This window comes from Duganella violaceipulchra (genome assembly GCF_019166075.1).
Taxonomy (GTDB): Bacteria; Pseudomonadota; Gammaproteobacteria; order Burkholderiales; family Burkholderiaceae_D; genus Rugamonas; species Rugamonas violaceipulchra.
Map to the genome: position 1 here is coordinate 1 of NZ_JAHTGR010000007.1, position 24,859 is coordinate 24,859.

Sequence of the window (24,859 nt, forward strand, 5' to 3'; positions counted from 1 at the left end):
GCTTTGCCTTCGGCTTCCTCCAGATTCGCGGTCGCCCGCGACACCCTTGCCGTTCAGCTAACTCTTCCCCTCGCCGGGCGAGTAGAGGACTTTCACCTCCAAGTGAGTGCGCCCTGCCGGGCGCACAAAAAAAAAGCCCCTGGCTTCATCAGCCAAGAGCTTACCTCAAACCGGCGCGGCAGCCGGGATCAATCGTCCTTGGCGCCGTCGATGCCAAGTTCGGCGATCTTGCGGGTGATAGTGTTGCGGCCTATGCCCAGGCGCACCGCCGCGTCGTTCTTGCGGCCGTGCGTGTGCTTGAGCGCGGTGCGTATCAGCGCCGACTCGAACTGCCGGCCCAGCACCGCCATCACTTCCTGCTGTCCGCCGCTGAGCATGCTGGCGGCCTGCGCTTCCAGCAAGCCCAGCCATGCGTCCGGCGCGCCGGACGATGCCGATCCATGCGCGCCGCCGCTGTCGGCCACCGGCACCGCCATCACCGTGCCGTGGTGCTGGATCGGCGCGTAGCTCTCGGCCGGCGCCGGCGCGTGGCCCTGCTCCTGCGTCAGCTCCAGCGGCAGATCCTTCACTTCCACGGTCTGGCCGGGCGCCATCACCGTGATCCAGTTGCACAGGTTTTCCAGCTGGCGCACATTGCCCGGCAAATCCAGGCCGCTGAGAAATTGCAGCGTGGAGTCGCTCATGCGCTTCGCTTCCACGCCCAGCTGCTTGGCGCTCTGCACCAGGAAGTGGCGCACCAAAATAGGGATGTCCTCGCGCCGCTCCCTCAAACTGGGCAGGCGCAGGCGGATCACGTTGAGGCGGTGATACAAGTCTTCGCGGAACAAGCCTTCGCGCACACGCTGCTCCAGGTTCTGGTGGGTCGCGGTGATCACGCGCACATTGGCCTTGAGCGGCTGGTGGCCGCCGACGCGGTAGAAGTGGCCGTCCGACAGCACGCGCAGCAAACGGGTCTGCAGATCGAAGGGCATGTCGCCGATCTCGTCGAGGAACAGTGTGCCGTTCTCGGCCTGCTCGAAGCGGCCGCGGCGCGTGGTCTGCGCGCCGGTGAAGGCGCCGCGCTCGTGGCCGAACAGTTCGGACTCCAGCAAGTCCTTCGGGATCGCCGCCGTGTTGAGCGCGATGAAGGGCTGCGCCGCGCGCGGGCTGTGCTTGTGCAGCGCGCGCGCCACCAGCTCCTTGCCCGAGCCCGATTCGCCGGTGATCAGCACCGTCACGTTCGATTGCGACAGGCGGCCGATGGCGCGGAACACTTCCTGCATCGCCGGCGCCTGGCCGAGGATTTCCGGCGTCTCCGACGGCCCCGATTCAACGCTGGTCTCGCGCAGGCTCTCGTCGAGCGCGCGGCGGATCAGCTCGACGGCCTTGTCGATGTCGAAGGGCTTGGCCAGGTATTCAAAGGCGCCGCCCTGGAAGGCCGCGACGGCCGAATCGAGGTCGGAGAAGGCGGTGATGATGATGACCGGCAGGCCGGGGAAGCGCGACTTCACCAGCTGCAGCAAGTCGAGGCCGGAGTCGCCCGGCATGCGGATGTCGGACACCAGCACCTGCGGCGTCTCGAACTCCAGCGCGGCGATGGCGTCGCGCGCGTTGGCAAAACTCTTGGTGGCCAGGTTTTCCCGTGCCAGTGCTTTTTCCAGTACCCAGCGGATCGATTCGTCGTCGTCTACTATCCAGATTGGCTTCATGTGTTGTGTGTATCCCGCAATATGGATCGTCAATCAAGGGACCCGGCATCCGCCCCCTGCCCGCCTGGGCTTATGGCAGTGGCAGCAGGATGCGGAAGTCCGTATATCCAGGCCGGCTCTCGCACTCGATCACACCCATGTGCTGCTGCACAAAGGTCTGCGCTAGGGTCAACCCCAAGCCGCTGCCGCCTTCCCTGCCCGATACCAGGGGATAGAAAATCCGGTCGCGGATCTGGGGTGCGATGCCCGGTCCATTGTCAATGATATGCAAGTCTAATGCCAGCCCGTAGCGGACCTTGGCCAGGGTGACTTGGCGCGCCACGCGCGTCTTGAAAACGATCTCCGCATCGCCGGCGTCGATGCGGCTGGCCAGCGCCTGGGCGGCGTTGTGCGCGATGTTGAGCACGGTCTGGATCAGCTGCTCCTTGTCGCCGCGGAACTCGGGGATCGAGGCGTCGTAGTCGCGCAGGATCGTCAGGCCGGACGGGAACTCGGCCAGCATCAGGCTGCGCACGCGCTCCAGCACTTCGTGGATGTTGACGTCGCCGACGATGTGCGGCCGGCGGTGCGGCGCCAGCAGGCGGTCGACCAGCGTTTGCAGCCGGTCCGCTTCCTTGATGATGACCTGGGTGTACTCGCGCAGCTGGCCTGCGTGCAGCGCCGGCAGCTCCATCTCCAGCAGCTGCGCGGCGCCGCGGATGCCGCCCAGCGGGTTCTTGATCTCGTGCGCCAGGTTGCGGATCAGCTCCTTGTTGACCTGGCTCTGGTCGAGGATGCGCTCCTCGCGGTCCAGCTTGAGGTGTTGCAGGTGCTCGCGCAGCTCGATCAGGATGTGGCCGGGCGGCTCGTCCAGCGCCGAGACGATGCTGTGCACATGCAGCGCGTCGCGCCCGGCCCGTTCCAGCATCAGGTCCTGGCGCAGGTCGGAGAACTTGTGCTCGCGCGCCTGGTTGCAGATGTTGTCGAGCTCGCCGGGGTTGAGGAACTGCGCGCTCAGCGTCTGGCGCGACAGCGCCTTGAGCGAGCTCTCCAGTAGATTCTCGGCGGCCGCGTTGGCGTAGACGAACTGGCCGTCGGCGTCCAGCAGCACCACGGCCGAAGCCAGCAGCTCCAGGCCCGCCAGTGCCGGCGGGCGGTGCTTGCCGTCGTGATTACTCATAAGGCTCATAGTAAACTCGTCATCGGATATTCGCGATCTCACGTTTCAGTGCTTCGATATTCTTTTCCGAGCGGCCGATGTTGTCGCGCATGCCGGCCACCCGCTCCTGGTACTTGGCGTAGTTGCGCTCGTCGCCGCGCCGTTCCGGCTCGCCGTTGTTGAACGCCTTGCGCAGCTCCGCCAGCCTTTGCGCCTCGTTCTTCAGCTCTTCTTCCAGGATGCCGCGGCGGTCGGCGTCGCGGGCGCGCTGTTCGGCGCTGTCGACGCGCGGAAAGTCGCCCGGCGTGCTGGCCGGCGCCGGCACGCTGCCGCTGCGCGCGGGCGTGCCCTGGCGGCGCGGCGGCGCCGGGATCACGGTGCCCGGCAAGTCCATCGACTTGCAGTAGCTGCCGCGGTTGATGTCGGTGTACTCGATGCTGCCGTTGGGCGTGACGCACTTGTAGATCTGCGCCTGGGCAGTAGCGCAGCCCAGCAGCGCCAGCAACATACATCGTTTGATACTAGTTGTCATTCGTAATCCGTGGGTGGAACTATCCATCCCGAATATACAACATCCAAAGAAAAACGCGGGGAAAGCTCTGCTCGCCCCGCGTTTTTTTGCTGCATTACAAGCACCGGCGCCGCCGGTGCGTTGCCATTACAGCGAGTAGTACATGTCGAACTCGGCAGGGTGAGTCGTCATGCGCATGCGCTGGACGTCCTGCATTTTCAGTTCGATGTAAGCGTCGATCATGGAATCGCTGAACACGCCGCCACGGGTCAGGAACTCGCGGTCTTTGTTCAGGTTGTCCAGCGCTTCTTCCAGCGAAGCGCACACGGTTGGGATCAGTGCGTCTTCTTCCGGCGGCAGGTGGTACAGATCTTTCGATGCTGCCTCGCCCGGGTGGATCTTGTTGGCGATACCGTCCAGGCCGGCCATCAGCAGCGCCGCGAAGCACAGGTAGACGTTGGCCAGTGGGTCCGGGAAGCGGGTTTCGATACGGCGGCCCTTAGGATTGGCCACGTGTGGAATACGGATCGAAGCCGAACGGTTCTTGGCCGAGTACGCCAGTTTCACTGGAGCTTCGTAGCCTGGAACCAGGCGCTTGTACGAGTTGGTGCCTGGGTTGGTGATCGCGTTCAGCGCCTTGGCGTGCTTGATGATACCGCCGATGTAGTACAGCGCGGTGTCGGACAGGCCGGCATAGCCGTCGCCGGCGAACAGGTTGACGCCGTCTTTCCAGATCGACTGGTGCACGTGCATGCCGGAACCGTTGTCGCCAACGATAGGCTTAGGCATGAAGGTGGCGGTCTTGCCGTAGCTGTGGGCCACGTTCCAGACCACGTACTTCAGGTTCTGGGTCCAGTCGGCGCGCTCGACCAGGGTCGAGAACTTGGTGCCGATTTCGTTCTGGCCAGCGCCAGCCACTTCGTGGTGGTGCACTTCGACCGGGATGCCCAGCGATTCCAGGATCAGGCACATTTCCGAACGCATGTCCTGGAAGCTGTCCACTGGTGGCACTGGGAAGTAGCCGCCCTTGACGGTCGGACGGTGGCCGGTGTTGCCGCCTTCGAGCTTCTCGCCGGTGGTCCACGAGGCTTCTTCCGAATCGATCTTGACGAAGCAGCCGGACATGTCGATCTTCCAGCGCACGCTGTCGAAGATGAAGAACTCTGGCTCAGGGCCGAAGTAGGCGGTGTCGCCCATGCCGGACGATTTCAGGTAGGCTTCAGCGCGCTTGGCGATGGAGCGCGGATCGCGGTCGTAGCCCTTGCCGTCGGCCGGTTCGATGACGTCGCACTGCATGAACAGCGTGGTCTCTTCCATGAACGGGTCGATGTTCGCGGTGTTTGGATCTGGCAGCAGTATCATGTCCGAAGCTTCGATGCCTTTCCAGCCGGCGATCGAGGAACCGTCGAAGGCGTGACCCGATTCGAACTTGTCGATGTCGAAGTGCGACACAGGCACGGTGACGTGCTGTTCTTTACCACGGGTGTCGGCGAAACGGAAATCAACGAATTTGACTTCGTTTTCCTGGACCATTTTCAGAACTTCTGCGGCTGTCATTGCCATGCGTATCTCCTAAAGGAATGTGGGACTCGTGCGCTCTTGGTAAGCAGTATCCGTGCCAGCTTAAAACTCATCAGCTTATGTCGATAGCGTCTTTGAACTTGCCGGCAAAATGAATCTAAAATCCGCCGGCAAGACAAAGTGCCACTATTTGAGGCATCGCAACACCGCACCAACTGGGTGCGCATTCGAGATATTGCACCTGTTTTGTGCATTTTTGGAAGATTCCTGAAAAATGCACTGGATTGGTGCGCCCGCGTGTGGTGCGGGCGCAGGAAGCCTATAATAAACTCAAACTTATTTCTGGAACATGACATGAGCAAAATAGACGATATTCTTGCGCTGGCCCGCAGCCGCAGCAAAGACTGGCCCTATGCCGGCGCCGTGACGCCGCAGGAAGCCTATGAACTGATCAGCGCCGACAACGCGGTCAAGCTGGTCGATGTGCGCACCCATGCCGAGCGCGACTGGGTGGGACGGGTGGCGATACCGGAAGCCCAACATGGTGCGGTCCAGTGGAGTCTGTATCCGGGCGGGATCGCCAACCATGAGTTCATTGAGCAGCTGAACTCGGTGGCGCGCAAGGACCAGGTGATTTTGTTCCTGTGCCGTTCCGGTGTACGTTCGCGCAACGCCGCCAAACTGGCGACCGAACACGGCTACCAGCACTGCTACGACATCCTGGAAGGCTTCGAGGGCGACAAGGACGAGCACGGCCACCGCAAGCACGTCAGCGGCTGGTGCAAGGCCGAGCTGCCCTGGACCGGCGCCTAGACTGCCACCGCCTCATCGTCCGGGGCGGGCGCCGACTCGCCCATCAGGAACTGGATACGCTTGCGCACGAACTGGATGTGGCTGCGCAGGCCGTACAAGCCGTCCGCGAACGATAGCGGGATCGACACCTGGTTGACCAGGTCCTCGATCTCGTTCAGGCGCACCAGCTGGGCCTCGTAGACCTGCATGCGGGTGTCATCCGACGCCTCCTCCACCGCCTGCTCCACCGCGCGCAGCTGGCCGTACCAGCGGTAGACGCGCGAACGGATGCGCCACACATACAGCGGCGGCACCACCTTGGACAGCGGCAGTATCAACGCGCCCAGCGCCACCACCACCACCCACATGCGGTCGAAGAAATTGGCCAGCCAGAACGTCATATAGCGTTGCAGCAGCGGCGGGCCGCTCTTGTAGTACTTGGCCGCCTCGGCGTCGACCGGGATCTCGGTGTACTTGGCCGACGGGAACTGGCCCTGCTGCGAGAACCAGCCGGCGCCGCTGTGGATGTTGGCGGCCGCCTGCACGAACAAATCCACCAACGCCGGATGCAGGTCGTCGCGCGCCACCAGCGTGGCGGTCGGGGCGATCAGCTTGTAGTCCTCGGCCGGGATGTCGCGGCCCAGGTCGACGATGCCCTGCGGCAGCACCACGTGGGTCAGGAAGGGCAGCTTGCGGGCGTAGGCTTCCGCCTGGTTGAAGTTGAACAGCTTGATGCCCGGCGTTTGCAGCAGCATCTGGATCAGCGGCGCTTCCGGGGCCGAGGTGAACACCAGGCCGTCGATGCGGCCTTCCAGCAATTCGACCGTGGCCGGCGTGTTGGCCAGCGAGAAGTGCTCGACCTCACCCTTCTCGACGCCGTTCAGCTCCAGCACCTGGCGGAACAGGCGCGAGGAGCCCGCGCCCTTGGCGCCGAAGTTGATCTTCAGGCCCCTCAGTTGGGTCAGCTGGGTGATGGGCGGCTTGCCCTTGGTCTCACGCAGGAACAGCCACAGCGGCTCGACAAACAGGCTGCCCAGCGAGGTCAGGCCTTCGCGCTCGGCCGCTTCCTCGTTGGTGGAGCCGCTCTGCACGAAGGCGATATCGACTTCGCCGGCCTTGAGGCGCTTGAGGTTTTCGCCGGAGCCGGCGGACGGCACCAGCGTCACCTTGACGCCGTGCTTGGCCAGCGCGGCCGCGTATTTCTTGCCGAACTCAGCGTAGGCGCTGTTTTCCTGGCCGGTGGCCAGGCGCACCGTGCGCGGCGGCGCCGGGTCCACCAGCCAGTAGGCCAGCAGGCAGACGCCGGCGATCAGGGCGATGGTGGGCGCGGCGGCGACAAACAAGTCCCGCACGGAGAACTGCGTGAACTTGAGGATTTTGGACATATGGTGGCGTATCGGCTTCATGGGCTGATACATTGCCTACAAATCAACCCGGGGTCAAGTCTGACATTCGGACACGGGCTCTGCCGTAACGGCTATTACGGCACAGCCCGTGTCCGAATGTCAGACTTGACCCCCGTGTTTGCCCCCCCTGTTTAGCCGCCGCAGGCCTGCAGCGGCGGCGTCACGGACGCGGTGGCGTTGCCGCCGGTCTTGACGATCACCGGCGGCGTCGGCCCCGGCTTGGCGATCGGATGCGGCTCGATCAGCGGCATCAGGTTGGGCGCCAGCACCACCAGCAGCTGCACCGGCAGCGCGCTGGTGAAGTCGTAGTTCTTCGATTCCGGCCCGTGCACGTAGGCCGTCATCGAACCGAAGAAGCGCTCGCCGATGTTGAACACGAACGTCGCCGAACGGTTCACATAGCGCGACTCGATCAGGCGCCCGCCGCCGCCATACACATCGAAGCGCTGGTCGCCGGTGCCGGTCTTGCCGCCGACCGGGATCACCTTGCCGTCCGATCCGACGAAGGCCATGCGCGCCCGCTTGGCGGTGCCGTCCGACACTACGCCGCGGATCGCGTCGGCCACCACGCGCGCCACCTCCGGCGACAGCACCTGCTCGTTGGCGGTCGGTTTGCCCTTGGTGACCACGGTCTCGTAAGGCGTACCCTCGGCGAAGTGCAGCGAGCTGATACGCTGGCTGCTCTTGCGCACGCCGCCGTTGACGATAATCCCCATCATCTCCGCCAACGCCGCCGGACGGTCGGCCGAAGCGCCCAGCGTGGTCGCATACGACGGCACCAGCGATTCGAACGGATAGCCCATCTTCTTCCATTGCTTGTGGATTTCCATGAAGCCTTCCACCTCGATCAGGCCGGCGATGCGCTTGTCCTGCGCGTGCTTGTGGTGGGTCTTGAACAACCATTGATAGACCTCCTGCCGCTCCTTCTCGCTGGCCGCCGTCATCTGCGACAAGGTGGCGCCGTTGTGCAGGCGCATGTAGGCCGCCATCCACAGCTCCAGCGGGTGCACGCTGGCCAGGTAGCCGCGGTCGGCCAGCGACCACTTGTCGATCGCATACTGGTCGTACAGCTTGGCCACGCGCTCTTCCGGCACCTCGTTCTGCGACGGCAGGTTGTCCTTCAGGAAGGCGGCGAACTGCGGCAGGCTGGCGGTCGGATAGACGGTGCGATGGATCACCGCCAGCCGCACCGGCGTGCTGCGGATATTGGCCAGCAGGATCTTGTCCAGCTCGGACTCCGGCTTGCCCTTGTACTTGGCGTAGAAACGCCCCAGGAACTCCTTGCCTTCCTTGTCCGCGAAGCGCGCCAGGTATTGCGCGCGGCGCGGATCGTCGGCGTCGGCCAGCAGCGACGCCGACGAACCCGGCGTCTGGAACATGTAGTACTTGGCGACGTCGCGCATCAGGCGCACGAACACCAGGTTGGTCGAGTGGCGCAGCGCCTCGGTCACGGTCAGGATCTTGCCGTTGTCTTCCTTCGAGAAGTTGCCGAAGTGGTGCAGGCCGCCGCCGGTGAAGAAGCCCTCGCCCGGATTGCCCGAATACTTGCGCTCCATGGCCGCGTTCAGCATCGGCGTCAGCTCGCGCCCGCCCTTGTCCAGAGGCAGCGCCTTGAAGTAGTCCAGCGCCCATTGCGACAGCTTGTCCTGCGGATCGACCGTCACCTTGCCCAGCGCGGCCGCATCCATGCCGCCGTACTTCTTGTGCAGCATGTCGACGATGTCGAGGTAGGTGACCAGGGTGCGCAGCTTGGCGGTCGAGCCCAGGTCCAGCTTGGCGCCTTCATTGATGTCCAGCGGCTGGTCGAAGTTATCCGTCTGCAGGCGCAGCAGATTGTTCTGCTCGCCCTTCTCCAGCAAGGTGAAGCTGTACACCACGTTGGCCGGATCGCCGTTGCCCAGCATGCCCTTGCCGGTCAGGCCGGCGGCCTTGGCCTTCTCCGGATCGCGCAGGTCGCGCAGCACTTGCGTGACGGCGGTCTGGGCCTGCGCGTCCAGCGTGCTGACCACGCTCAGGTCCAGGCGGTCCAGGTTGTACATGCGGTTGTCGCCCAGCAGGTTGGCCAGGTGGTTGCGGATCGCGTTCGACGCCTTGCGCGACACGAAGGTCATCGCCGGCGCCGACTCGACGCCGCTACCGGTGGCCGGATGCAGCTTCTGCTGCAAGGCCATGTCGCGCATGGCCGGCGTGATCACGCCGTCCTGCGCCAGGATGCGCAGGTGGCTGTTGGCCAGCACTTCCAGGTCGGCCGCGCCGCTGCCCAGGTAGTAGCTCGGGCGGCGTTGCGCGATCATCAGGCTCAGCGCTTCCTTGTAGGTCAGCGCGGTTTCCGCATCCGGATTGGCGAGATTGCCGGCCATCAGGCGGTTGAAGTCCGGGAAGCTGCGGCCGTACCAGACCCACATGCCGTCGCCCATGCCGTTCACTTCGCCATAGCCGGGCTTGGCCGACAGCGGCACCGTGTTCAGGTAGTCGATGACGATGCGGCGGCGCGCCTTGGTGGTGTCCGGGCCGTCCTGGTAGGAGCGCAGGCTGGCCGAGACCATCTGTTGCAGCTTGTCCTTCATGGAACCGGTGCGGCCCTCCGGCGAGTGGCGGTATTTTTCGATCTGCGTGGCCAGCGTGCTGCCGCCCGCCGCGCGATGGCCGCCGGCCACCGAGGTCACGCTTTTTTCAATCACGGCCTTGCCCAGCCGGTCCCACTCGACGGCGGGATTGCGGGTCGGGTACTTGGTGTCGAGCAGTTCGCGGTTTTCGATGAACAGCAGGCTGTTGATCAGCGCCATCGGCGCCTGCTCGAACTTGTTGTAGACGCGCTCCGGATAGCTGGCGGCAAACAGCTGCTGCGCGCGGCAATCGTAGATCGTCAGGCCGGTCTTGGTCTTTTCGCGGTAGGTGGCGAACACGCCCATGTCGGCCAGCTCGGCCATCTTGGGCGAGATGCGCACCTGCGCGCTGACCTGGTAGTCGCGCGCGCTCAGCTTGCCCAGGTAGTCCGGCAGGCCGGCGTAGCCGAGCCGCTCGTCATACGGGCTGTCTTTCGGGAAGCGGATCGCCTTGCTGGCGCCCGGCTCCATCTTATAGGTCATCTTGCCGACCAGGTCGGTGAAGATGCGCGCCTGCATGCTGGAGGTGCGGGTTTCCTGGATGCCCCAGTAGACCGCGAACGACAGGCCGACCAGCAGCACCAGCAGGAAGGCGTTACGCGAGCGCTTGCTTTTCGGCGGTGTGGTGGGCGGCGGCGCGTCCATCTGGGCCTGGGCCAGGTGCGCTTCGGTTTGCTCGGGAGTGGGCGGCGGCACCACACGCAGGTGCCGGCTACGGCGATAGCCTAATGCTGCTGCGCCTGCGCGCAATTTGCGCACTGCGCGCACAACAAGACGGGGCCGGCGGAAACGACGATTGCTTAACATATGATTCAAACCGGTCAGCTGTTTCAGTAAAACTTACTAGGACTTGCGAGCTTCCATTGCACCACATCGGAGGGGTGCCAACCGGCGCGGACGCAGAATAATTTTACTGCGCCGTTTGTTTTTCGCAAAAAAACAACGGCGCACTTTCCGAGGAAAGAACGCCGTTCCGGCCCTTCTGATAACAGTGTGACACTAAGTGTTGCTGAACTCTACATTGAGCTTCTTGAGTTCCGAGCACAATTGAATAAACGCTGTGGCTGTCTGGACCGCTTCGCCTTTGACACCCAGTTCGATATGGCGGCGGGTGTGCGCATCGCCCACGCTCGGCAGGCTGAATACCTTCACCCTCGGGAACTGCGCTTCGATCGCCACCATCAGCGGCGTCAGCGCCGATTCGGCCGCCTCGTACACCAGCACGGATTGTTCCAGGCGCGGCTCGCGGTTGAACAGGTCGGCGTAGTGGTGGTCCAGCACCCACTCGATCATCGGCCACGCCATCACCGGGAAGCCCGGCACGAAGTAGTGCTTGTGCAAAGCGAAACCGGCAATGTTGTTGTACGGGTTAGGAATCAGCGCCGCGCCTTGCGCGAACTCGGCCATCTTCAGGCGGTGCAGGTTTTCGTCGGAGTTCAGGTCCACGTCCTGGCCGGCCTCCTGGCCCATTTGCAGGATGCGCTGCTGGATGTTGATCTTGCCCTGCTCGTGCATGACCAGCGGCAGGCCCAGCGCGTTGGCGGCGGCCAGCCGGGTGTGGTCGTCCGGCGTGGCGCCGATGCCGCCGCAGCAGAACACGATGTCGTCGCCGGCGAAGGTGCGCTTGAGCGTGGCGGTGATGCGCTCCGGGTCGTCGGCCAGGATTTCGGCCCAGTTCAGTTGCAGGCCGCGCGCCGCCAGCATCTGCACGACCTTGGGGAAATGCTGGTCGACGCGCCTGCCGGACAGGATTTCGTCGCCGATGATGATGAGACCGATGGCCATGGTTATCTGCTTTCTTTAAAGGGTGATGTCCGCCGGAGCGGCGGCCTGGGCGCGCAGGCGCGCCAGCGCATCGAGACAATAATACGCAAACCACAAGCCGGTGAAGATAAAAATCAGCACGTACAGCCAGATCGACGCCGCCGCCAGGACAGGAAACAGCACCACCGTCATGATGGCGCCGGCGCCGCCCAGCCAGATCGCGCCCGGCAAGGCGCCGGCCGCGCCGGAGATCACGCCGATCGCCATCAAGCGCCAGCGGTGTTCGGCCAGGATCTGGCGCCGTTCCTCGGGCGTGGCGTAGTCGGCCAGGGCGTCGTACACCATCACGCGGCAGGTCAGCCAGCCCCACAGCAGCGCCTGCACGAGGATGGCCAGCGGCGGGAAGAAGTACAGCGGCAGGGTCAGTATCCACAGGCCGATGAAGATCGCCATGCCGCCCAGCGCGGTGACGGCGCTGCCGACCAGGCTGCCGCCCTTGCGCTGCTCCAGCTGCGGATAGTGGCGCAGGCCGACGTGGCGGCCGATCAGCGGCATCGCGATCACGCCGATGAAGATCAGCGCGGTCAAGATCATCAGCGGCAGGAACAGCAGCATGGCGATCAGCGGCGGCATCACGGTCGTCAGGAAGGCCAGACCCAGCGAGGCGAGCAGGTTGCCGGCCGGCGCGAACAGATTGTGTTCGGCGAATTGCGCATGCACGTAATCGATCAGCGGTTGCAGGCAGAAATACAGCGCCACGGCCCACACGCCGACCGCCAGCAGGAACGGCGCCAGGCTCATCGCCAGCATCCTGCCATGCCATTGCGACAGGAAGGCGCGGCCCCAGGAACGGATTACATAGCTCATCAGACTGCATCCTTGCGTGCGTATTCAACCATGCGTTTGAGGCCCAGCCATTGCTGCGCCCAGAAGCCCTTGCCGTATTCGCGGCCCGGCGTGACGACGCCATGTGGATCGGTGCGCGGCAGCTGGTCGCGGATGCCGGTGGCGACGAACTGCGGCGTGAAATTGGCGGTGCGGAAAATGATATCCCAGACCGGCAGCAGCACGGCGAAATTGCAGCCGCCCAGCGTGTGGCCGACGCCGATCGCGTGGTGCATGCGGTGGTAGCGCGGCGACACCAGCAGCCATTCGCCGACGCGGCCGAAGTGGATGCGCACGTTGGCGTGCTGCAGGCTTTGCAGGATGCGCGACACCGACACCAGCATCACATACTGCGCCGGCTCGACGCCGATGCACAGCGCGATCACGCCCATGTAGACGTCGCGCAGCAGGTCGTCGAGCAGGTGGTTGCGGTTGTCGCTCCACAGGTTCATGTTCTGCTGGCTGTGGTGCAGGCCGTGCAGGCCCCACCACCAGTTGAACTGGTGCGAGGCGCGGTGGTACCAGTAATCGAAGAAGTCCAGCACCACGAAGTAGACCAGGAAGCCGCCCAGCGGCCCAAGGGGGGGCAACTGAGCCGGCCACAGCGATTCGAGGTTGAGCGGCTGGAAGCTCTCGAAGCGCAGCATCGCCGCCACGCTGTCCATCAGCGGATCGAGCGTGAAGAAAATCAGCACCGGGAACAGGCCGATGCGGTGCAGCACGGTGTACAGGAAGTCGGTGCGGCGGGCGCGCGGATCGGTGAACTTGTGCACCGGGATCAGCGCCTCCAGCGGACGCAGCACTAGGAACAGCAGCAACAGCTCCAGCACGCCGATCAGCAGCCACTCGGTGCCCTCGAAGGCTTCCTCGATGAATTCGCCGAAGCCGAGCTGGAACACCAGCGGCTGTATCACCGTCTCGAACAACCAGCCTTGGGCCACGCCCAGCCAGTCGGAAAATAATTGCATCATGGGTGTTTCACATTCGGCTTGAACTGTGAAAGATAGTCGGGGTGCTCGCGCAGCGTGGCGAAGCAATAGCCCTTCTGCTCCAGGCCGCTGATCAGCGGCTCCAGGTTGGCCGGCGCCCACGCATCCTTGCGCGACCAGATGCCCATGTGGGCGATGAAGATGTCGCCGTCGCGCAGCTCGCGCAGGGACTTCTGCAACAGTACCGCGTTCGGGTGGGCCGTGCTGGAGAGCTCGTCGCCGGCGAAACCGGCCGGCGCCCAGCCCACGTGCGCGTAGCCGCAGGCCTGCGCCGCCGCCAGGGTGCGCGGCGAGGTGCGGCCGGCCGGCGCGCGCCAGATCGGATCGAGGTGCTTGCCGGTCAGTTCGACGAAGCGCTGGTCGACGCGTTTGATTTCCTCGCAATACTGCGCCGGCGTCAAGGACTGCAGCTTGCCGGCATGCGCGCCGAAACCGGGCTTGACCTGGATGGCGCCGTCGGCGCCGTCCTTGACCAGCACGTCGTGGTCGAAGGTGTGCGAACCGATCACATGTCCTTCGGCCACGCGCGCCTTCCAGTAGGCCGACCACGACGGGTCCAGCGAGTAATCGCCGTTGACGGTTTTCTCGTTGGCCAGGAAGAAGGTGGCCTTGATCTGGTGGCGGTTCAGCGTGTCGGCGATCAGCGCGGCCTGGGACTGGCTGCCGGTGTCGAAAGTCAGGTAGATGGTGCCCTTGCAGGCGCTGTGGCGCAGCAGGGCCGCCTGCGGCTTGGCGCCGGCGCCGGCCGCGACGGACGCCATGGCCATCGCCGACGCCGCCGAAGCTACCGTGGCCGCTGGCGCCGCCGTGCCTGCAGCGGCGGCCGCGGCGGCGATGCCGGCCGCCTTGGCTTCGGCCGCGCGCCGCGCCGGTCCGTTGAGGCCGCGGGCATGGGCGTTGGCGGCGCGGGCGGCGTCGTTGAGCTCGCGCGCGTCGCTATTGCTCGCGTTGGCAGCCTTGGCGCTGTCGGCGGCCTGCGCCGCCGGCGTAGCCGCCAGCGCCAGCAAAGTCAGGGCGGTGGCGGCTCTCATTACATGCGCTGGGCCGAGTTGAAGAAGAACACGCCGTGCGGCGAGCGTCCCACCGGGATCAGCTTGGTCACCTTGCGGCTGGCGACGTCGATCACGGCCACTTTCTTGATCCAGCGTAGCGTGACCCACATGGTCTTGCCGTCGGCGGTGATCTCCATGCAGTCCGGGCCGCCGGGAACATTGATCTGGCCGACGTTTTCCAGCGTCTTCTGGTCGATGATGTTAATCGAGTTCGACACCCGGTTCGACACATAGGTGTAGCGGCCGTCGCCGGCCGAGCGGAAGTTGTGCGCGCCCTGGCCGGTCTTGATGCGTTTGACCGTCTTCTGGGTTTTCCAGTCGATCACTTCGACGTAGTCGCCGCCCATGATGCCGACCAGCAGGTACTTGTCGTCCGGCGTCATGGCGATACCGGCCGGCAGCTTGCCGACCGACATGGTCCACTTCAGCGTCTGCGTGGAGAGGTCGATGGCGCTGATCTGGTCGCTGCCCTGCTGGGTGATGAACACCATATTGCTGGCGGCGTTGAAGGCCATGTGGCTGGGCAGCTTGGCCAGCGGGATGCGCTTGGCCAGGGTCAGGCTGGCGCCGTCGTATTTGTAGAGGTCGACGCGGTCCAGGCGCAGCGAGTTCGACACGAACCACTTCTGGTCCGGCGAGAAGCCGATCTGGTAGGGGTCGAGGATGTCCTTGATGGTGCGCTGGACCTGGCCGCTTTTCGGATCGAGGAAGATCAGTTCGTTGCCTACCGAGCTGGCCACGATCAGGGATTTGTTATCCGGGGTCGACATCAGGTGGTGCGGCTCTTTGCCGACCGGGAAGGTGGACAGGTCTTTGTACGTGTTCTGGTCCAGCAGCTGCACAGTGGCGTCGCGCGAGTTCAGTACAACCACTACGTTGGCCTGCGCGCTGCCGAGGGCAGTGACGGCGCAGACACAGGAAAGCACGATACGACGGAAACTACGGAGCATGTAAAAATCGCTTGAAAGAGCAAAACGTTTATTTTACGTGCAAACCGCGCCGGGACGAGGCAAAAGCCGCAATTATTCCTTGCCGCGGGCGCCCTGCTACAATTCGGGGCTATCTTTAACGACTCCACAGAAGGAAAATCATGACCACGATCACCACCGACTCCGGCCTGCAATACATCGAACTGACCGAAGGCGAAGGCGACGTCGCCAAAGCCGGCCAGAACGTCACCGTGCACTACACCGGCTGGCTGCGCAACGACGACGGCACCAAGGGCGCCAAATTCGACTCCAGCAAAGACCGCAACGATCCATTCGAGTTCGCCCTGGGCGCCGGCATGGTCATCCGCGGTTGGGATGAAGGCGTGCAAGGCATGAAGATCGGCGGCCTGCGCCAGCTGATCATCCCTGCCGAACTGGGCTACGGCTCGCGCGGCGCCGGCGGCGTGATCCCGCCCAACGCCACGCTGATTTTTGATGTGGAACTGCTGGGCGTTTAATTGCGTTCGCTAGCGCTGCCAGTTGCGGCGTAAGGCTTCCAGCTCCGCTCGCGTGTCGAGCATGCCGCCGACGATGCGCTGGTCGATCGCTTCCAGCAGCGCCGTCGGCATGTCGGTGCCGCCCAGGCCGTAAGCGCCTGGCGCCGGCAGCGGCCGCGCATTCTGCACCAGCACCGGGATGCGCCACTCGTCGCCGACCCGGCAGGCGATCCCCACCAGATCCTGGCTCAGGCCCACCAGCGTGAAGCTGCGGCAGTACCCGCCCTCGTTCGACAGAAAACTCAGGCCCACCCGCACCTCGCCTTCCGACGGCGCGGCGCCGCCCATCTGCTGGCTCAGCGCGTTGGCCAGGCGGCCCTGCGCGACCAGCATGCCGTTGCGGCTGGCGACGGTGGTCGGCGCCACGGCCGGTTCGCTGAACCAGCCCGGCTGCCAGCGCGCCAGGCCGAATTTGCCGGCCGCCAGGCCCAGCACCATGACCAGCGCCAGCGCGCTCCATTCCAGCCAGCCCCATTGATGCCTGGCCGCCTTGCGCGCGGCCTGCTGCTGCGCGGCGCGCTGCGCGCGCACCGCCGCCAGCTGCACCACCTTGGCGTGGCGCGGATGGGAACCGAGCTCGACGCCGGACGGCGCCTGCTCGGCATACACCTCGTCGCGCGCGGCGCGCAGGCGGGCCACGCGGCGGGCGATGCTGCTGTCGCGGCGCATGGCAGACTCGATGGCCAGACGCAGGGCGTCGTCCAGTTCGCCGTCGGCATATGCGATCAAAGTCTCGTCTGAAAAGGTCATGATTCCTGTCCCGGATCGTCCCATCATAAACCTTTTTGCAGCGCGATGCGGGTCCGCGCGCACCGCGTAGCGCCTGTAAACACGGGGGTTTTATTGCAGTGCAGCGTGGCGCGGCAGCTACTGTAAGGGCTACTTCGTACAGAAACCATTACATTTGACAATATTTATGCTAATCTGCGCGCTCTAATAACCAAGGAGGTAGTAATGAAAAAAGGCGAATTGATTGCAGAATTTGCGAAACGCACTGAAGTGTCCGCTGCTGCCGCCAACGGTGCAGTGAATACTCTGATCGCCATCATCACCGAGCGTCTGAAAAAAGGCGACACGGTAGGCATCACCGGCTTCGGCACCTTCTCCGTAGCGAAACGCGCTGCTCGTAAAGGCCGCAATCCTGCAACCGGCGAAGCGATCAAGATCGCTGCGTCGAAAACTCCAAAATTCTCGGCTGGCGCGACCCTGAAGTCGGCAGTCAACCCGACGAAGAAGAAGTAAGCAGGCGCTCCGGCACGCGGCGTTCGCGGCGCGGTGCCAGTGCCCGCCAGGGCACCGGAAACGGCGGTACATGCCAGGTCTACGGACCGGCCTGTCCGCCGTTCTGTTTTTGAGGAGACCCTCTAGCGGTTTTGGCGGCGGCTGCGGGTATGATGGCGGCTACCCCACCTACCCGAGGAGAAGTGATGAGTTTAGAAGAGCAATTCGCGCAAGCCCAGCTCGATTCGAAGAACCTGCCTGAGCGTCCGGACAACATGACGCTGCTGAAGATCTACGCGCTGTTCAAGCAGGGTTCGGCGGGCGACGCCAGCGGCGACCGTCCCGGCATGACCGACTTCGTCGGCCGCGCCAAGTTCGACGCCTGGGCCGCGCTGCAAGGCACCTCGCTGGACCAAGCGAAACAACAGTACATCGACCTGATCGAAGGTCTGAAATAACACCACGGGGTCAAGTCTGACATTCGGACACGAGCTCTGCTGTATGCAACGCTACAGCAGAGCTCGTGTCCGAATGTCAGACTTGACCCCGGGTTGCTTTTCTTTATGCGACGGTGAACACGCGCCGCATCTTGTCGGCCACCTTGGCCTCGATCTGCGCCGAAAACGCGCTGAACAGGAAACCCAGCGCGATATGCAGGCGCGCCTCTTCCGGCAACAAGCTCAGCGATCCGCTGACGCCGCTGCGCTCGAAACGCAGCACATCGCCATCCCAGACACATTCCAGATCAAATTGCTCGGCCAGCTTGTCGGCCACTTGCTGGGCGGCCGCGCGGGCCGGTTCCAGCGCCAGGTGGTGCGCCTGGACGATGTTGATATCAGCCATCCGCCATCCTCTATGAGTGAAAAGGCGCCATGATGCCAGTTGCGCCGCCGCCGCGCCAGCCCGGCCGCGCCGGGCCCGGCGGCCTCCCCACGCGCACCGCAACGCATTTGCTTATAGGTATTGTATATAAGCGCAATTTGTGAGAAATAGCGAATTACCTTAAAATACAGTGCTTTGCTGAGGTTAGCCGGGCCATCCCACCGCCGCCGACGCCGCTGCACACCAACATTGATAGGACTGTTATGACCCACGTTGTCACCGAATCTTGCATCAGCTGCCGCTATACGGACTGCGTCGATGTTTGCCCGGTAGATTGTTTCCGCCAAGGCCCGAACTTCCTCGCGATCGACCCTGACGAGTGCATCGACTGCGCCGTGTGCGTGGCTGAATGCCCGGTCAACGCGATCTTCGCCGAAGAAGACGTGCCTGGCGACCAGCAGCAATTCATCAAGATTAACGTCGACCTCGCCCGCAACTGGCCTTCGATTACCAAGACCATCCCGCCACTGCCGGAAGCGGACCAGTTCAAGGACGTCAAAGAAAAACTGCACCTGCTGGTACGCTAAGACGCCCGTCTGGCGAGGCAGCCCGCGCCTTCCGCGAACGCTGGCAACAGCCGCCGCGCAGCCCAGTGTTGCCTAACCATTACTGAAATAACAGGAAACCACGTATGAATAGCACTGTCACCTCCCCTGGCGTCATCGAAGCCGATGCCGTCATCATCGGCGCCGGCCCGGTCGGCCTGTTCCAGGTCTTCGAACTCGGCCTGCTGGAAATCAAAGCCCACGTGATCGATTCGCTGGGCGCGGTGGGAGGACAGTGCGTGGAACTGTACCCGGACAAGCCGATCTACGACATCCCGGCCGTGCCATCGTGCACCGGCCAGGAACTGACCGACAACCTGCTCAAGCAGATCGAGCCGTTCGAGCCGACCTTCCACCTGGGCCAGGAAGTGACCAAGGTCGCGCGCCGCGACGACGGCCGCTTCGACGTCGAGACCAGCGCCGGCACCGCCTTCATCACCAAGACCATCTTCATCGCCGCCGGCGTCGGTTCGTTCCAGGCCCGCACGCTGAAAGTGGACGGCATCGAAGTGTTCGAAGGTTCGCAATTGCACTACAAGGTCAAGGACCCTGCCCAGTTCGTAGGCAAGAACCTGATCATCTGTGGCGGCGGCGACTCGGCGCTGGACTGGGCGCTGAACTTCGTCGGCAAGGCCGAATCGGTGGTTTTGCTGCACCGCCGCGAAGATTTCCGCGCCGCGCCAGCCTCGGTCGCCAAGATGAAAGCCTTGTGCGATGAATACGAAATGCAGCTGATCATCGGCCAGGCCACCGGCTACGAAGCCGACGACAACGGCAAGCTGTCGCAGCTGAAAGTGACCGGCGCCGACGGCGTGACCCGCCGCGTGCCGCTGGACATGCTGCTGGTGTTCTTCGGCCTGTCGCCGAAGCTGGGTCCGATCGCCGAATGGGGCCTGGACATCGAGCGCCGCCAGCTGAAGGTGCAAAACACCGAGAAATTCGAGACCAACGTGCCGGGCATCTTCGCGGTGGGCGACATCAACACCTATCCGGGCAAGAAAAAACTGATCCTGTCGGGCTTCCACGAAGCCGCGCTGGCCGCCTTCGGCGCCGCGCCGTACATCTTCCCGGACAAGAAGATCCACATGCAATACACCACCACGTCGCCTAAATTGCACAAGGTGCTGGGTGTCGAAACCCCGGTCTTCGACTAGGCATAAGCAAGTGTCCTACACAAAAGCAGCGGAAACGCTGCTTTTTTTCTTGGTTCGGCGGTATTATTATTTGACCACGGCCGCATTGTGGATACTACGTAGGCTTGCCCGACGGTACTTTGGAATGCTTTACGTCACAAACAATTATTCTATAATTTGGCTTATGATGTAAGGTATTGGTGCATCGCACCAAGCTCTTGACCCCAGGAATAATTATGCTCTACCACCTGCACGAAATGCACCGCTCGTTCCTGACCCCGCTGATGCAGTGGGCCGACGCCTCGTCCAAGATGTTCACCAATCCGGTGTCGCCACTGGCGCACACGCCGTTTTCGCAGCGCATCGCCGCCGGCTACGAGCTGATGTACCGGCTGGGCAAGGACTACGAGAAGCCGGCGTTTGAAATCGACAGCACCGAGGTCAACGGCCAGACCATCGGCATCATCGAAGAAGTGGTGACCAACAAGGCCTTCTGCCGCCTGATCCACTTCAAGAAAGACCTGGACGCCAAGCAGACCAAGGCCCTGAAGCAGCCGACCGTGCTGCTGGTGGCGCCACTGTCCGGCCACCACTCGACGCTGCTGCGCGACACCGTGCGCGGCCTGTTGCATGACCACGACGTCTTCATCACCGACTGGACCGACGCCCGCATGGTGCCGCTGTCGGAAGGCGCGTTCCACCTGGACGACTACATTTTCTACGTGCAGGACTTCATTCGCCAGCTGGGCCCGGACGTGCACGTGATTTCCGTCTGCCAGCCGACCGTGCCGGTGCTGGCGGCGATTGCGCTGATGGCCAGCGCCAAGGACCCAAAGCTGCCGAAGACCATGACCATGATGGGCGGCCCGATCGACCCGCGCCGCTCGCCGACGCAGGTCAACAACCTGGCCACCGAAAAGAAATTCTCGTGGTTTGAAAACACCGTGATCTACGCGGTGCCGCCGAACTATCCTGGCTTCGGCCGCAAGGTCTATCCGGGCTTCCTGCAGCACGCCGGCTTCATCGCCATGAATCCTGGCCGCCACGCGCAGAGCCACCGCGAGTTCTACATGCACCTGGTCGAGGGCGACGACGAGCCGGCCGACAGCCACCGCAAGTTCTACGACGAGTACAACGCCGTGCTGGACATGCCGGCCGAGTACTACCTGGACACCATCAAGACCGTGTTCCAGGACTTCGCGCTGCCCATGGGTACGTGGATGGTTGGCGGCAAGCAGGTGCGTCCGCAGGACATCACCACGGTGGCGCTGTTCACCGTCGAAGGCGAGTTGGACGACATCTCCGGCGCCGGCCAGACCCAGGCCGCGCACGACCTGTGCTCCGGCATCCCGGCCGAGATGCAGCAGGACTTCGTGGCGCCGGGCGCCGGCCACTACGGCATCTTCTCCGGCCGCCGCTGGCGCGAAATGGTGTGCCCGAAGATCACCGACTTCATCAAGAAACACGGCTAAACGCCGCAGTCCCGCCAGATCCCCGCTTAGTCGGGGATTTTTTTTGCCTCGGTAAAATATATCATGTCGTGATATATTACGCGCTTTCACACTCGGCACCCGCACCATGCCCTCACGCTCCCCTCCGCCGCTGGCCAAGTCCGACTTTGCCGCGCTGTCCGAATTCCGCTACCAGATGCGGCGCTTCGAGCGCTTTTCCGAAGACGTGGTGCAGGCCAAGGGCATCACGCCGCTGCAATACCTGCTGCTGCTGCACATCAAGGGCTATCCCGGCCGCGACTGGGCCACCGTCGGCGAGCTGGCCGAGCGCCTGCAAGCCAAGCCGCACGGCGTGGTGGCGCTGGTGTCGCGCTGCGAGGCCGCCGGCCTGGTCGAACGCCGCCACAGCAGCAGCGACCGCCGCCGGGTCGAAGTCCACCTGCTGCCGGACGGGGAAGCGATGCTCAGCCAGCTGGCCGAGCAGCACCGCACCGAACTGCTGTCGCTGGACGGCGTCTTCACCATCCCTAAACTGAGCCTGGACGACCAACATGAATAAATACGATGCCCGCCGCGATTTCGACGGCAGTTCGCGGCTGCTGTTGATCGCCGCCATCGCCGCCGTGGTGGGCGCGCTCAGCACCTTGACCGCCGACCTGCTGCTGCACGCGATCAATTTCTTCACCAACCTGTTCTTCTTCCAGCGGCTATCCACCGCGTTCACCTCGCCGGCCACGCACACGCTGGGCGCCTGGGTCATCGCGGTGCCGGTGTTCGGCGGCCTGGTCATCGGCCTGATCGCGCGCTACGGCTCGGAGCAGATCCGCGGCCACGGCATACCGGAAGCGATCGAGGCCATCCTGTTCAAGAGCAGCACCATGTCGCCCAGGGTGGCCGTGCTCAAGCCGCTGGCCTCGGGCATCGCCATCGGCAGCGGCGGCCCGTTCGGCGCCGAGGGCCCCATCATCATGACCGGCGGCGCGGTCGGCTCACTGATCGCCCAGCATTTCCACCTCAGCGGCGCCGAGCGCAAGACGCTGCTGGTGGCCGGCGCCGTGGCCGGCATGACGGCCATCTTCGGCACGCCGATCGCCGCGCTGCTGCTGGCGGTGGAGCTGCTGCTGTTCGAACTGCGTCCGCGCAGCCTGGCGCCGGTGGCTGTGGCGTGCGCGGTGGCGGGTTTTCTGCGGCCGCTGCTGCTCGATAGCGGACCGCTGTTTCCGTTGCATACCGAGGCGCTGCCGCCGTCGGCGCTGCTGTCCTGCCTGATCGGAGGCGTGCTGTGCGGCGCGCTGGCCTGGCTGCTGTCGACCGCGCTGTACCGCGTCGAGGACGGCTTCCACAAGCTGCCGCTGCACTGGATGTGGTGGCCGGCGCTGGGCGGGCTGGCGGTCGGCATCGGCGGCTACTTCCAGCCGCGCGCGCTGGGCGTGGGCTACGACGTCATCGCCGACCTGCTCAACAACCACCTGGCCGCCAGCGCCATCGCCGGCCTGTTGATCGTCAAGGCCGTGATCTGGCTGCTGGCGCTGGGCTCGGGCACCTCCGGCGGCGTGCTGGCGCCGCTGCTGATGCTGGGCGCCGGACTGGGCGCGCTGCTCGGGCCCTACCTGCCCGGCGGTGCGCCGGCCGTGTGGCCGCTGGTGTTCATGGCCGCCACCCTGGGCGGCATGATGCGCGCGCCGGTGATGGCGGTGGTGTTCGCGTTCGAGCTGACGCACGACGTCAACGCCCTGCTGCCGGTGCTGGCCACGTCGACCGTGGCCTACGCGTTCACGGTGCTCACCATGCACCGCTCCATCCTGACCGAGAAGATCGCCCGCCGCGGCCACCACATCTACCGCGAATACGGCATCGATCCGATGGAGCGCCACAGCGTGGCCGAAGTCATGACGGCAGCGCCGGCCAGCATCGACGCGCGGCTGCCGGTGGCCGAGGTGCTGCTGACGCACTTCGGCGCGCAGCAGCGCCACCGCGCCTTCCCGGTCACGCGCGACGGCGCCCTGCTCGGCATGCTGGACCGCGCCGGCCTGGCCAGCGAGCGCGCCGCCGGCGCCGTCTGCGTGGGCGATCTGTTCGGCGTGAACGTGCCGATCTTCGCGCTGGCCGACGAGACCTGCCGCGCGCTGGCGACGCGGCTGGCGGTGCACCAGCTGGAACGCCTGCCGGTGGTCGGCGACGCGCACACGCGCCGGCTGATCGGCATCGTCAGCCGCAGCGACTTGATCAAGCCGGCGCTGAGCCTGCACGCCGAGGAGCTGCAGCGGCAGACCGTGCGCCGCGTGTGGCCGGCTAAACCGCGTCCCGACTAAGGTTTTTGGCGCCGCGCGGTGCAGATATCGGATAATGACGTTTTATCGCAATGAGTTCGCCGTGCAGCCCACCGCCCCCACCACCTTAGCCGACCGCATCGAAGACGTCCTGCCGCAAACGCAATGCACCAAATGCGGCTATGACGGCTGCCGTCCGTATGCGGAGGCGATCGCCGCCGGCGCGGCGGAGATCAACCAGTGCCCGCCCGGCGGCGCCGAAGGCATCGCGCGCCTGTCGTCGGTGACGGGCCGCAAGGTCATTCCGCTCAATCCCGTCAACGGCCTGGAGCGGCCGCGCGCGGTGGCTTATATCGACGCGTCGCTGTGCATCGGCTGCACGCTGTGCATCCAGGCCTGTCCGGTGGACGCCATCGTCGGCGCGGCCAAGCTGATGCACACCGTCGTGCCCGAGCTGTGCACCGGTTGCGATTTGTGCGTCGCCCCCTGCCCGGTCGACTGCATCGTCATGTACCCGGTCACCGAGACCACCGGCTGGGCCGCCTGGCGCCAGGCCGACGCCGACGCCGCACGTGAGCGGCACGACTTCCGCGCTCTGCGCCTGCAGCGCGACAAGGACGAGAACGACGCCCGGCTGGCCGCCAAGGCCCAAGCCAAGATGGCGGCGGTGCATGCGCTCGATCCGGCCGACGCCGCCGGCGAGGCCGAGAAGGAACGCAAGCGCGCCATCATCGCCGCCGCCATGGAACGCGCGCGCCTGAAAAAAATAGAACAGTCAAAACAAGAATGAATCCAGCCAAACGCTACGAAATGTTCGTGCGCTTCCGCGCCGCCAATCCCAAGCCTGAAACCGAACTTGCCTATACGACGCCGTTTGAACTGCTGATCGCCGTGCTGCTGTCGGCGCAGGCGACCGACGTCGGCGTCAACAAGGCCACGCGCAAGCTATACCCGGTGGCCAACACGCCGCAGGCCATACTGGACCTGGGCGAAGAGGAATTGAAGACCTACATCCAGACCATTGGCCTGTACAAGACCAAGGCCAGGAACGTCATGTCGACCTGCCGGATGCTGGTGGAGCTGCACGGCGGCGCAGTGCCGCGCGACCGCGCATCGCTGGAAGCCCTGCCGGGCGTGGGCCGCAAGACCGCCAACGTGGTGATGAACACAGCGTTTGGCGAACCGACGATGGCGGTGGACACGCACATCTTCCGTGTCGCCAACCGCACCGGCCTGGCGCCGGGCAAGAACGTCGACATCGTCGAACAGAAGCTGTTGAAATTCGTGCCGAAGGAGTTTCTGCAGGACGCCCACCACTGGCTGATCCTGCACGGCCGCTACACCTGCAAGGCGCGCAAGCCCGAATGCTGGAACTGCATGCAGCAAGACCTGTGCGACTACCGCAGCAAGACGCCCGCCCCAGACGGCATCTAAACACCGGGGTCAAGTCTGACATTCGGACACGGGCTCCGCCGTAGCATGCGCTTACGGCGGAGCCCGTGTCCGAATGTCAGACTTG

Annotated in this window: 24 protein-coding genes; 11 read left to right on the forward strand and 13 right to left on the reverse strand. The window is 64.4% G+C overall.

From position 1 onward, the window contains the following. Positions 1-188: 188 nt before the first annotated feature. From ntrC to glnA, 4 genes are all read right to left on the reverse strand, one after another. The gene (gene ntrC, locus KVP70_RS14260) at positions 189-1,688 is read right to left on the reverse strand and encodes a nitrogen regulation protein NR(I) (RefSeq protein WP_217942903.1); all 1,500 of its coding nucleotides are present in this window, start codon (positions 1,686-1,688) and stop codon (positions 189-191) included. A 70-nt stretch (positions 1,689-1,758) separates the two neighbouring features. Continuing rightward, a complete protein-coding gene (gene glnL, locus KVP70_RS14265; RefSeq protein ID WP_217942904.1) occupies positions 1,759-2,856 on the reverse strand; it encodes a nitrogen regulation protein NR(II) in 1,098 nt (365 codons plus the stop codon). Positions 2,857-2,866: 10 nt separating this feature from the next. Continuing rightward, on the reverse strand, positions 2,867-3,358 hold the full coding sequence (locus KVP70_RS14270; RefSeq protein WP_217942905.1) for a DUF4124 domain-containing protein: 492 nt from the start codon (positions 3,356-3,358) through the stop codon (positions 2,867-2,869). Positions 3,359-3,484: 126 nt separating this feature from the next. Further along, positions 3,485-4,900, reverse strand: coding sequence for a type I glutamate--ammonia ligase (gene glnA / locus KVP70_RS14275; RefSeq protein ID WP_026335076.1), 1,416 nt, complete (start codon positions 4,898-4,900; stop codon positions 3,485-3,487). Positions 4,901-5,212: 312 nt separating this feature from the next. Between glnA and KVP70_RS14280 the strand changes: the two genes are divergently transcribed. Continuing rightward, positions 5,213-5,671: a rhodanese-like domain-containing protein gene (locus tag KVP70_RS14280; RefSeq protein ID WP_217942906.1), complete on the forward strand. Its 459-nt coding sequence runs from the start codon at positions 5,213-5,215 to the stop codon at positions 5,669-5,671. On the opposite strand, the gene KVP70_RS14285 is transcribed toward KVP70_RS14280, so the two are convergent. The 7 genes from KVP70_RS14285 to KVP70_RS14315 all read right to left on the reverse strand — a co-directional run bounded on the left by KVP70_RS14285 (position 5,668) and on the right by KVP70_RS14315 (position 15,302). Next, positions 5,668-7,035, reverse strand: a complete 1,368-nt coding sequence (locus tag KVP70_RS14285) for a TAXI family TRAP transporter solute-binding subunit (protein WP_217943176.1) — start codon at positions 7,033-7,035, stop codon at positions 5,668-5,670. The genes KVP70_RS14280 and KVP70_RS14285 overlap by 4 nt on opposite strands. A gap of 152 nt (positions 7,036-7,187) precedes the next feature. Continuing rightward, entirely contained in the window at positions 7,188-10,307 is a 3,120-nt protein-coding gene (locus KVP70_RS14290; protein ID WP_217943177.1) for a transglycosylase domain-containing protein, read from the reverse strand. Positions 10,308-10,661: 354 nt separating this feature from the next. Then, the gene (locus KVP70_RS14295) at positions 10,662-11,447 is read right to left on the reverse strand and encodes a competence/damage-inducible protein A (RefSeq protein ID WP_217942907.1); all 786 of its coding nucleotides are present in this window, start codon (positions 11,445-11,447) and stop codon (positions 10,662-10,664) included. Between the two features lie 15 nt (positions 11,448-11,462). Further along, on the reverse strand, positions 11,463-12,293 hold the full coding sequence (locus KVP70_RS14300; protein ID WP_217942908.1) for an EI24 domain-containing protein: 831 nt from the start codon (positions 12,291-12,293) through the stop codon (positions 11,463-11,465). Continuing rightward, positions 12,293-13,282, reverse strand: coding sequence for a sterol desaturase family protein (locus tag KVP70_RS14305; protein ID WP_217942909.1), 990 nt, complete (start codon positions 13,280-13,282; stop codon positions 12,293-12,295). The genes KVP70_RS14300 and KVP70_RS14305 overlap by 1 nt, the downstream gene beginning before the upstream one ends. Then, on the reverse strand, positions 13,279-14,331 hold the full coding sequence (locus KVP70_RS14310) for a polysaccharide deacetylase family protein (RefSeq protein WP_217942910.1): 1,053 nt from the start codon (positions 14,329-14,331) through the stop codon (positions 13,279-13,281). Before KVP70_RS14310 ends, KVP70_RS14305 begins: the two co-directional genes overlap by 4 nt. Beyond that, positions 14,331-15,302: a YVTN family beta-propeller repeat protein gene (locus tag KVP70_RS14315; RefSeq protein ID WP_217942911.1), complete on the reverse strand. Its 972-nt coding sequence runs from the start codon at positions 15,300-15,302 to the stop codon at positions 14,331-14,333. The genes KVP70_RS14310 and KVP70_RS14315 overlap by 1 nt, the downstream gene beginning before the upstream one ends. 140 nt (positions 15,303-15,442) lie before the next feature. Here KVP70_RS14315 and KVP70_RS14320 point away from each other — a divergent pair, with 140 nt between their 5' ends. Then, positions 15,443-15,799 carry an FKBP-type peptidyl-prolyl cis-trans isomerase gene (locus KVP70_RS14320; protein ID WP_217942912.1) on the forward strand — a complete coding sequence of 119 codons (357 nt, stop codon included), beginning with the start codon at positions 15,443-15,445 and terminating at the stop codon, positions 15,797-15,799. Between the two features lie 9 nt (positions 15,800-15,808). Here KVP70_RS14320 and KVP70_RS14325 read toward each other — a convergent pair whose 3' ends face one another. Continuing rightward, a complete protein-coding gene (locus KVP70_RS14325; protein ID WP_217942913.1) occupies positions 15,809-16,588 on the reverse strand; it encodes a hypothetical protein in 780 nt (259 codons plus the stop codon). A gap of 186 nt (positions 16,589-16,774) precedes the next feature. Here KVP70_RS14325 and KVP70_RS14330 point away from each other — a divergent pair, with 186 nt between their 5' ends. Continuing rightward, positions 16,775-17,080, forward strand: a complete 306-nt coding sequence (locus KVP70_RS14330; RefSeq protein ID WP_328595527.1) for an HU family DNA-binding protein — start codon at positions 16,775-16,777, stop codon at positions 17,078-17,080. A 185-nt stretch (positions 17,081-17,265) separates the two neighbouring features. Continuing rightward, positions 17,266-17,517, forward strand: a complete 252-nt coding sequence (locus tag KVP70_RS14335) for an acyl-CoA-binding protein (protein WP_217942914.1) — start codon at positions 17,266-17,268, stop codon at positions 17,515-17,517. A 103-nt stretch (positions 17,518-17,620) separates the two neighbouring features. On the opposite strand, the gene KVP70_RS14340 is transcribed toward KVP70_RS14335, so the two are convergent. Beyond that, positions 17,621-17,902, reverse strand: coding sequence for a polyhydroxyalkanoic acid system family protein (locus tag KVP70_RS14340; RefSeq protein ID WP_217942915.1), 282 nt, complete (start codon positions 17,900-17,902; stop codon positions 17,621-17,623). A gap of 242 nt (positions 17,903-18,144) precedes the next feature. Here KVP70_RS14340 and fdxA point away from each other — a divergent pair, with 242 nt between their 5' ends. The 7 genes from fdxA to nth all read left to right on the forward strand — a co-directional run bounded on the left by fdxA (position 18,145) and on the right by nth (position 24,774). Then, positions 18,145-18,468, forward strand: coding sequence for a ferredoxin FdxA (gene fdxA, locus KVP70_RS14345; protein ID WP_008445669.1), 324 nt, complete (start codon positions 18,145-18,147; stop codon positions 18,466-18,468). Between the two features lie 104 nt (positions 18,469-18,572). Continuing rightward, positions 18,573-19,640, forward strand: a complete 1,068-nt coding sequence (locus KVP70_RS14350; protein ID WP_217942916.1) for an NAD(P)/FAD-dependent oxidoreductase — start codon at positions 18,573-18,575, stop codon at positions 19,638-19,640. Between the two features lie 215 nt (positions 19,641-19,855). After that, complete coding sequence (locus KVP70_RS14355) at positions 19,856-21,091, forward strand: polyhydroxyalkanoate depolymerase (protein ID WP_217942917.1); 1,236 nt, start codon at positions 19,856-19,858, stop codon at positions 21,089-21,091. A gap of 106 nt (positions 21,092-21,197) precedes the next feature. Beyond that, positions 21,198-21,629, forward strand: a complete 432-nt coding sequence (locus tag KVP70_RS14360) for a MarR family winged helix-turn-helix transcriptional regulator (protein WP_217942918.1) — start codon at positions 21,198-21,200, stop codon at positions 21,627-21,629. Further along, on the forward strand, positions 21,622-23,382 hold the full coding sequence (locus KVP70_RS14365) for a chloride channel protein (protein WP_217942919.1): 1,761 nt from the start codon (positions 21,622-21,624) through the stop codon (positions 23,380-23,382). Before KVP70_RS14360 ends, KVP70_RS14365 begins: the two co-directional genes overlap by 8 nt. Positions 23,383-23,416: 34 nt before the next feature. Continuing rightward, positions 23,417-24,130: an electron transport complex subunit RsxB gene (gene rsxB, locus KVP70_RS14370; RefSeq protein WP_217942920.1), complete on the forward strand. Its 714-nt coding sequence runs from the start codon at positions 23,417-23,419 to the stop codon at positions 24,128-24,130. Next, entirely contained in the window at positions 24,127-24,774 is a 648-nt protein-coding gene (gene nth / locus KVP70_RS14375) for an endonuclease III (protein ID WP_217942921.1), read from the forward strand. Before rsxB ends, nth begins: the two co-directional genes overlap by 4 nt. The last annotated feature ends 85 nt before the right edge of the window (positions 24,775-24,859 follow it).

What these genes read in the sequence shown, in the direction of transcription:
- KVP70_RS14355 (WP_217942917.1), top strand. Translation starts at nt 19,856, where the DNA reads ATGCTCTACCACCTGCACGAAATGCACCGCTCGTTCCTGACCCCGCTG.
- KVP70_RS14280 (WP_217942906.1), top strand. Translation starts at nt 5,213, where the DNA reads ATGAGCAAAATAGACGATATTCTTGCGCTGGCCCGCAGCCGCAGCAAA.
- glnL (WP_217942904.1), bottom strand. Translation starts at nt 2,856, where the DNA reads ATGAGCCTTATGAGTAATCACGACGGCAAGCACCGCCCGCCGGCACTG.
- KVP70_RS14340 (WP_217942915.1), bottom strand. Translation starts at nt 17,902, where the DNA reads ATGGCTGATATCAACATCGTCCAGGCGCACCACCTGGCGCTGGAACCG.
- KVP70_RS14290 (WP_217943177.1), bottom strand. Translation starts at nt 10,307, where the DNA reads ATGGACGCGCCGCCGCCCACCACACCGCCGAAAAGCAAGCGCTCGCGT.
- fdxA (WP_008445669.1), top strand. Translation starts at nt 18,145, where the DNA reads ATGACCCACGTTGTCACCGAATCTTGCATCAGCTGCCGCTATACGGAC.
- KVP70_RS14285 (WP_217943176.1), bottom strand. Translation starts at nt 7,035, where the DNA reads ATGTCCAAAATCCTCAAGTTCACGCAGTTCTCCGTGCGGGACTTGTTT.
- KVP70_RS14335 (WP_217942914.1), top strand. Translation starts at nt 17,266, where the DNA reads ATGAGTTTAGAAGAGCAATTCGCGCAAGCCCAGCTCGATTCGAAGAAC.
- KVP70_RS14325 (WP_217942913.1), bottom strand. Translation starts at nt 16,588, where the DNA reads ATGACCTTTTCAGACGAGACTTTGATCGCATATGCCGACGGCGAACTG.
- KVP70_RS14295 (WP_217942907.1), bottom strand. Translation starts at nt 11,447, where the DNA reads ATGGCCATCGGTCTCATCATCATCGGCGACGAAATCCTGTCCGGCAGG.
- KVP70_RS14310 (WP_217942910.1), bottom strand. Translation starts at nt 14,331, where the DNA reads ATGAGAGCCGCCACCGCCCTGACTTTGCTGGCGCTGGCGGCTACGCCG.
- glnA (WP_026335076.1), bottom strand. Translation starts at nt 4,900, where the DNA reads ATGGCAATGACAGCCGCAGAAGTTCTGAAAATGGTCCAGGAAAACGAA.
- KVP70_RS14315 (WP_217942911.1), bottom strand. Translation starts at nt 15,302, where the DNA reads ATGCTCCGTAGTTTCCGTCGTATCGTGCTTTCCTGTGTCTGCGCCGTC.
- ntrC (WP_217942903.1), bottom strand. Translation starts at nt 1,688, where the DNA reads ATGAAGCCAATCTGGATAGTAGACGACGACGAATCGATCCGCTGGGTA.
- KVP70_RS14300 (WP_217942908.1), bottom strand. Translation starts at nt 12,293, where the DNA reads ATGAGCTATGTAATCCGTTCCTGGGGCCGCGCCTTCCTGTCGCAATGG.
- KVP70_RS14270 (WP_217942905.1), bottom strand. Translation starts at nt 3,358, where the DNA reads ATGACAACTAGTATCAAACGATGTATGTTGCTGGCGCTGCTGGGCTGC.
- KVP70_RS14305 (WP_217942909.1), bottom strand. Translation starts at nt 13,282, where the DNA reads ATGATGCAATTATTTTCCGACTGGCTGGGCGTGGCCCAAGGCTGGTTG.
- KVP70_RS14365 (WP_217942919.1), top strand. Translation starts at nt 21,622, where the DNA reads ATGAATAAATACGATGCCCGCCGCGATTTCGACGGCAGTTCGCGGCTG.
- KVP70_RS14350 (WP_217942916.1), top strand. Translation starts at nt 18,573, where the DNA reads ATGAATAGCACTGTCACCTCCCCTGGCGTCATCGAAGCCGATGCCGTC.
- nth (WP_217942921.1), top strand. Translation starts at nt 24,127, where the DNA reads ATGAATCCAGCCAAACGCTACGAAATGTTCGTGCGCTTCCGCGCCGCC.
- rsxB (WP_217942920.1), top strand. Translation starts at nt 23,417, where the DNA reads ATGACGTTTTATCGCAATGAGTTCGCCGTGCAGCCCACCGCCCCCACC.
- KVP70_RS14320 (WP_217942912.1), top strand. Translation starts at nt 15,443, where the DNA reads ATGACCACGATCACCACCGACTCCGGCCTGCAATACATCGAACTGACC.
- KVP70_RS14360 (WP_217942918.1), top strand. Translation starts at nt 21,198, where the DNA reads ATGCCCTCACGCTCCCCTCCGCCGCTGGCCAAGTCCGACTTTGCCGCG.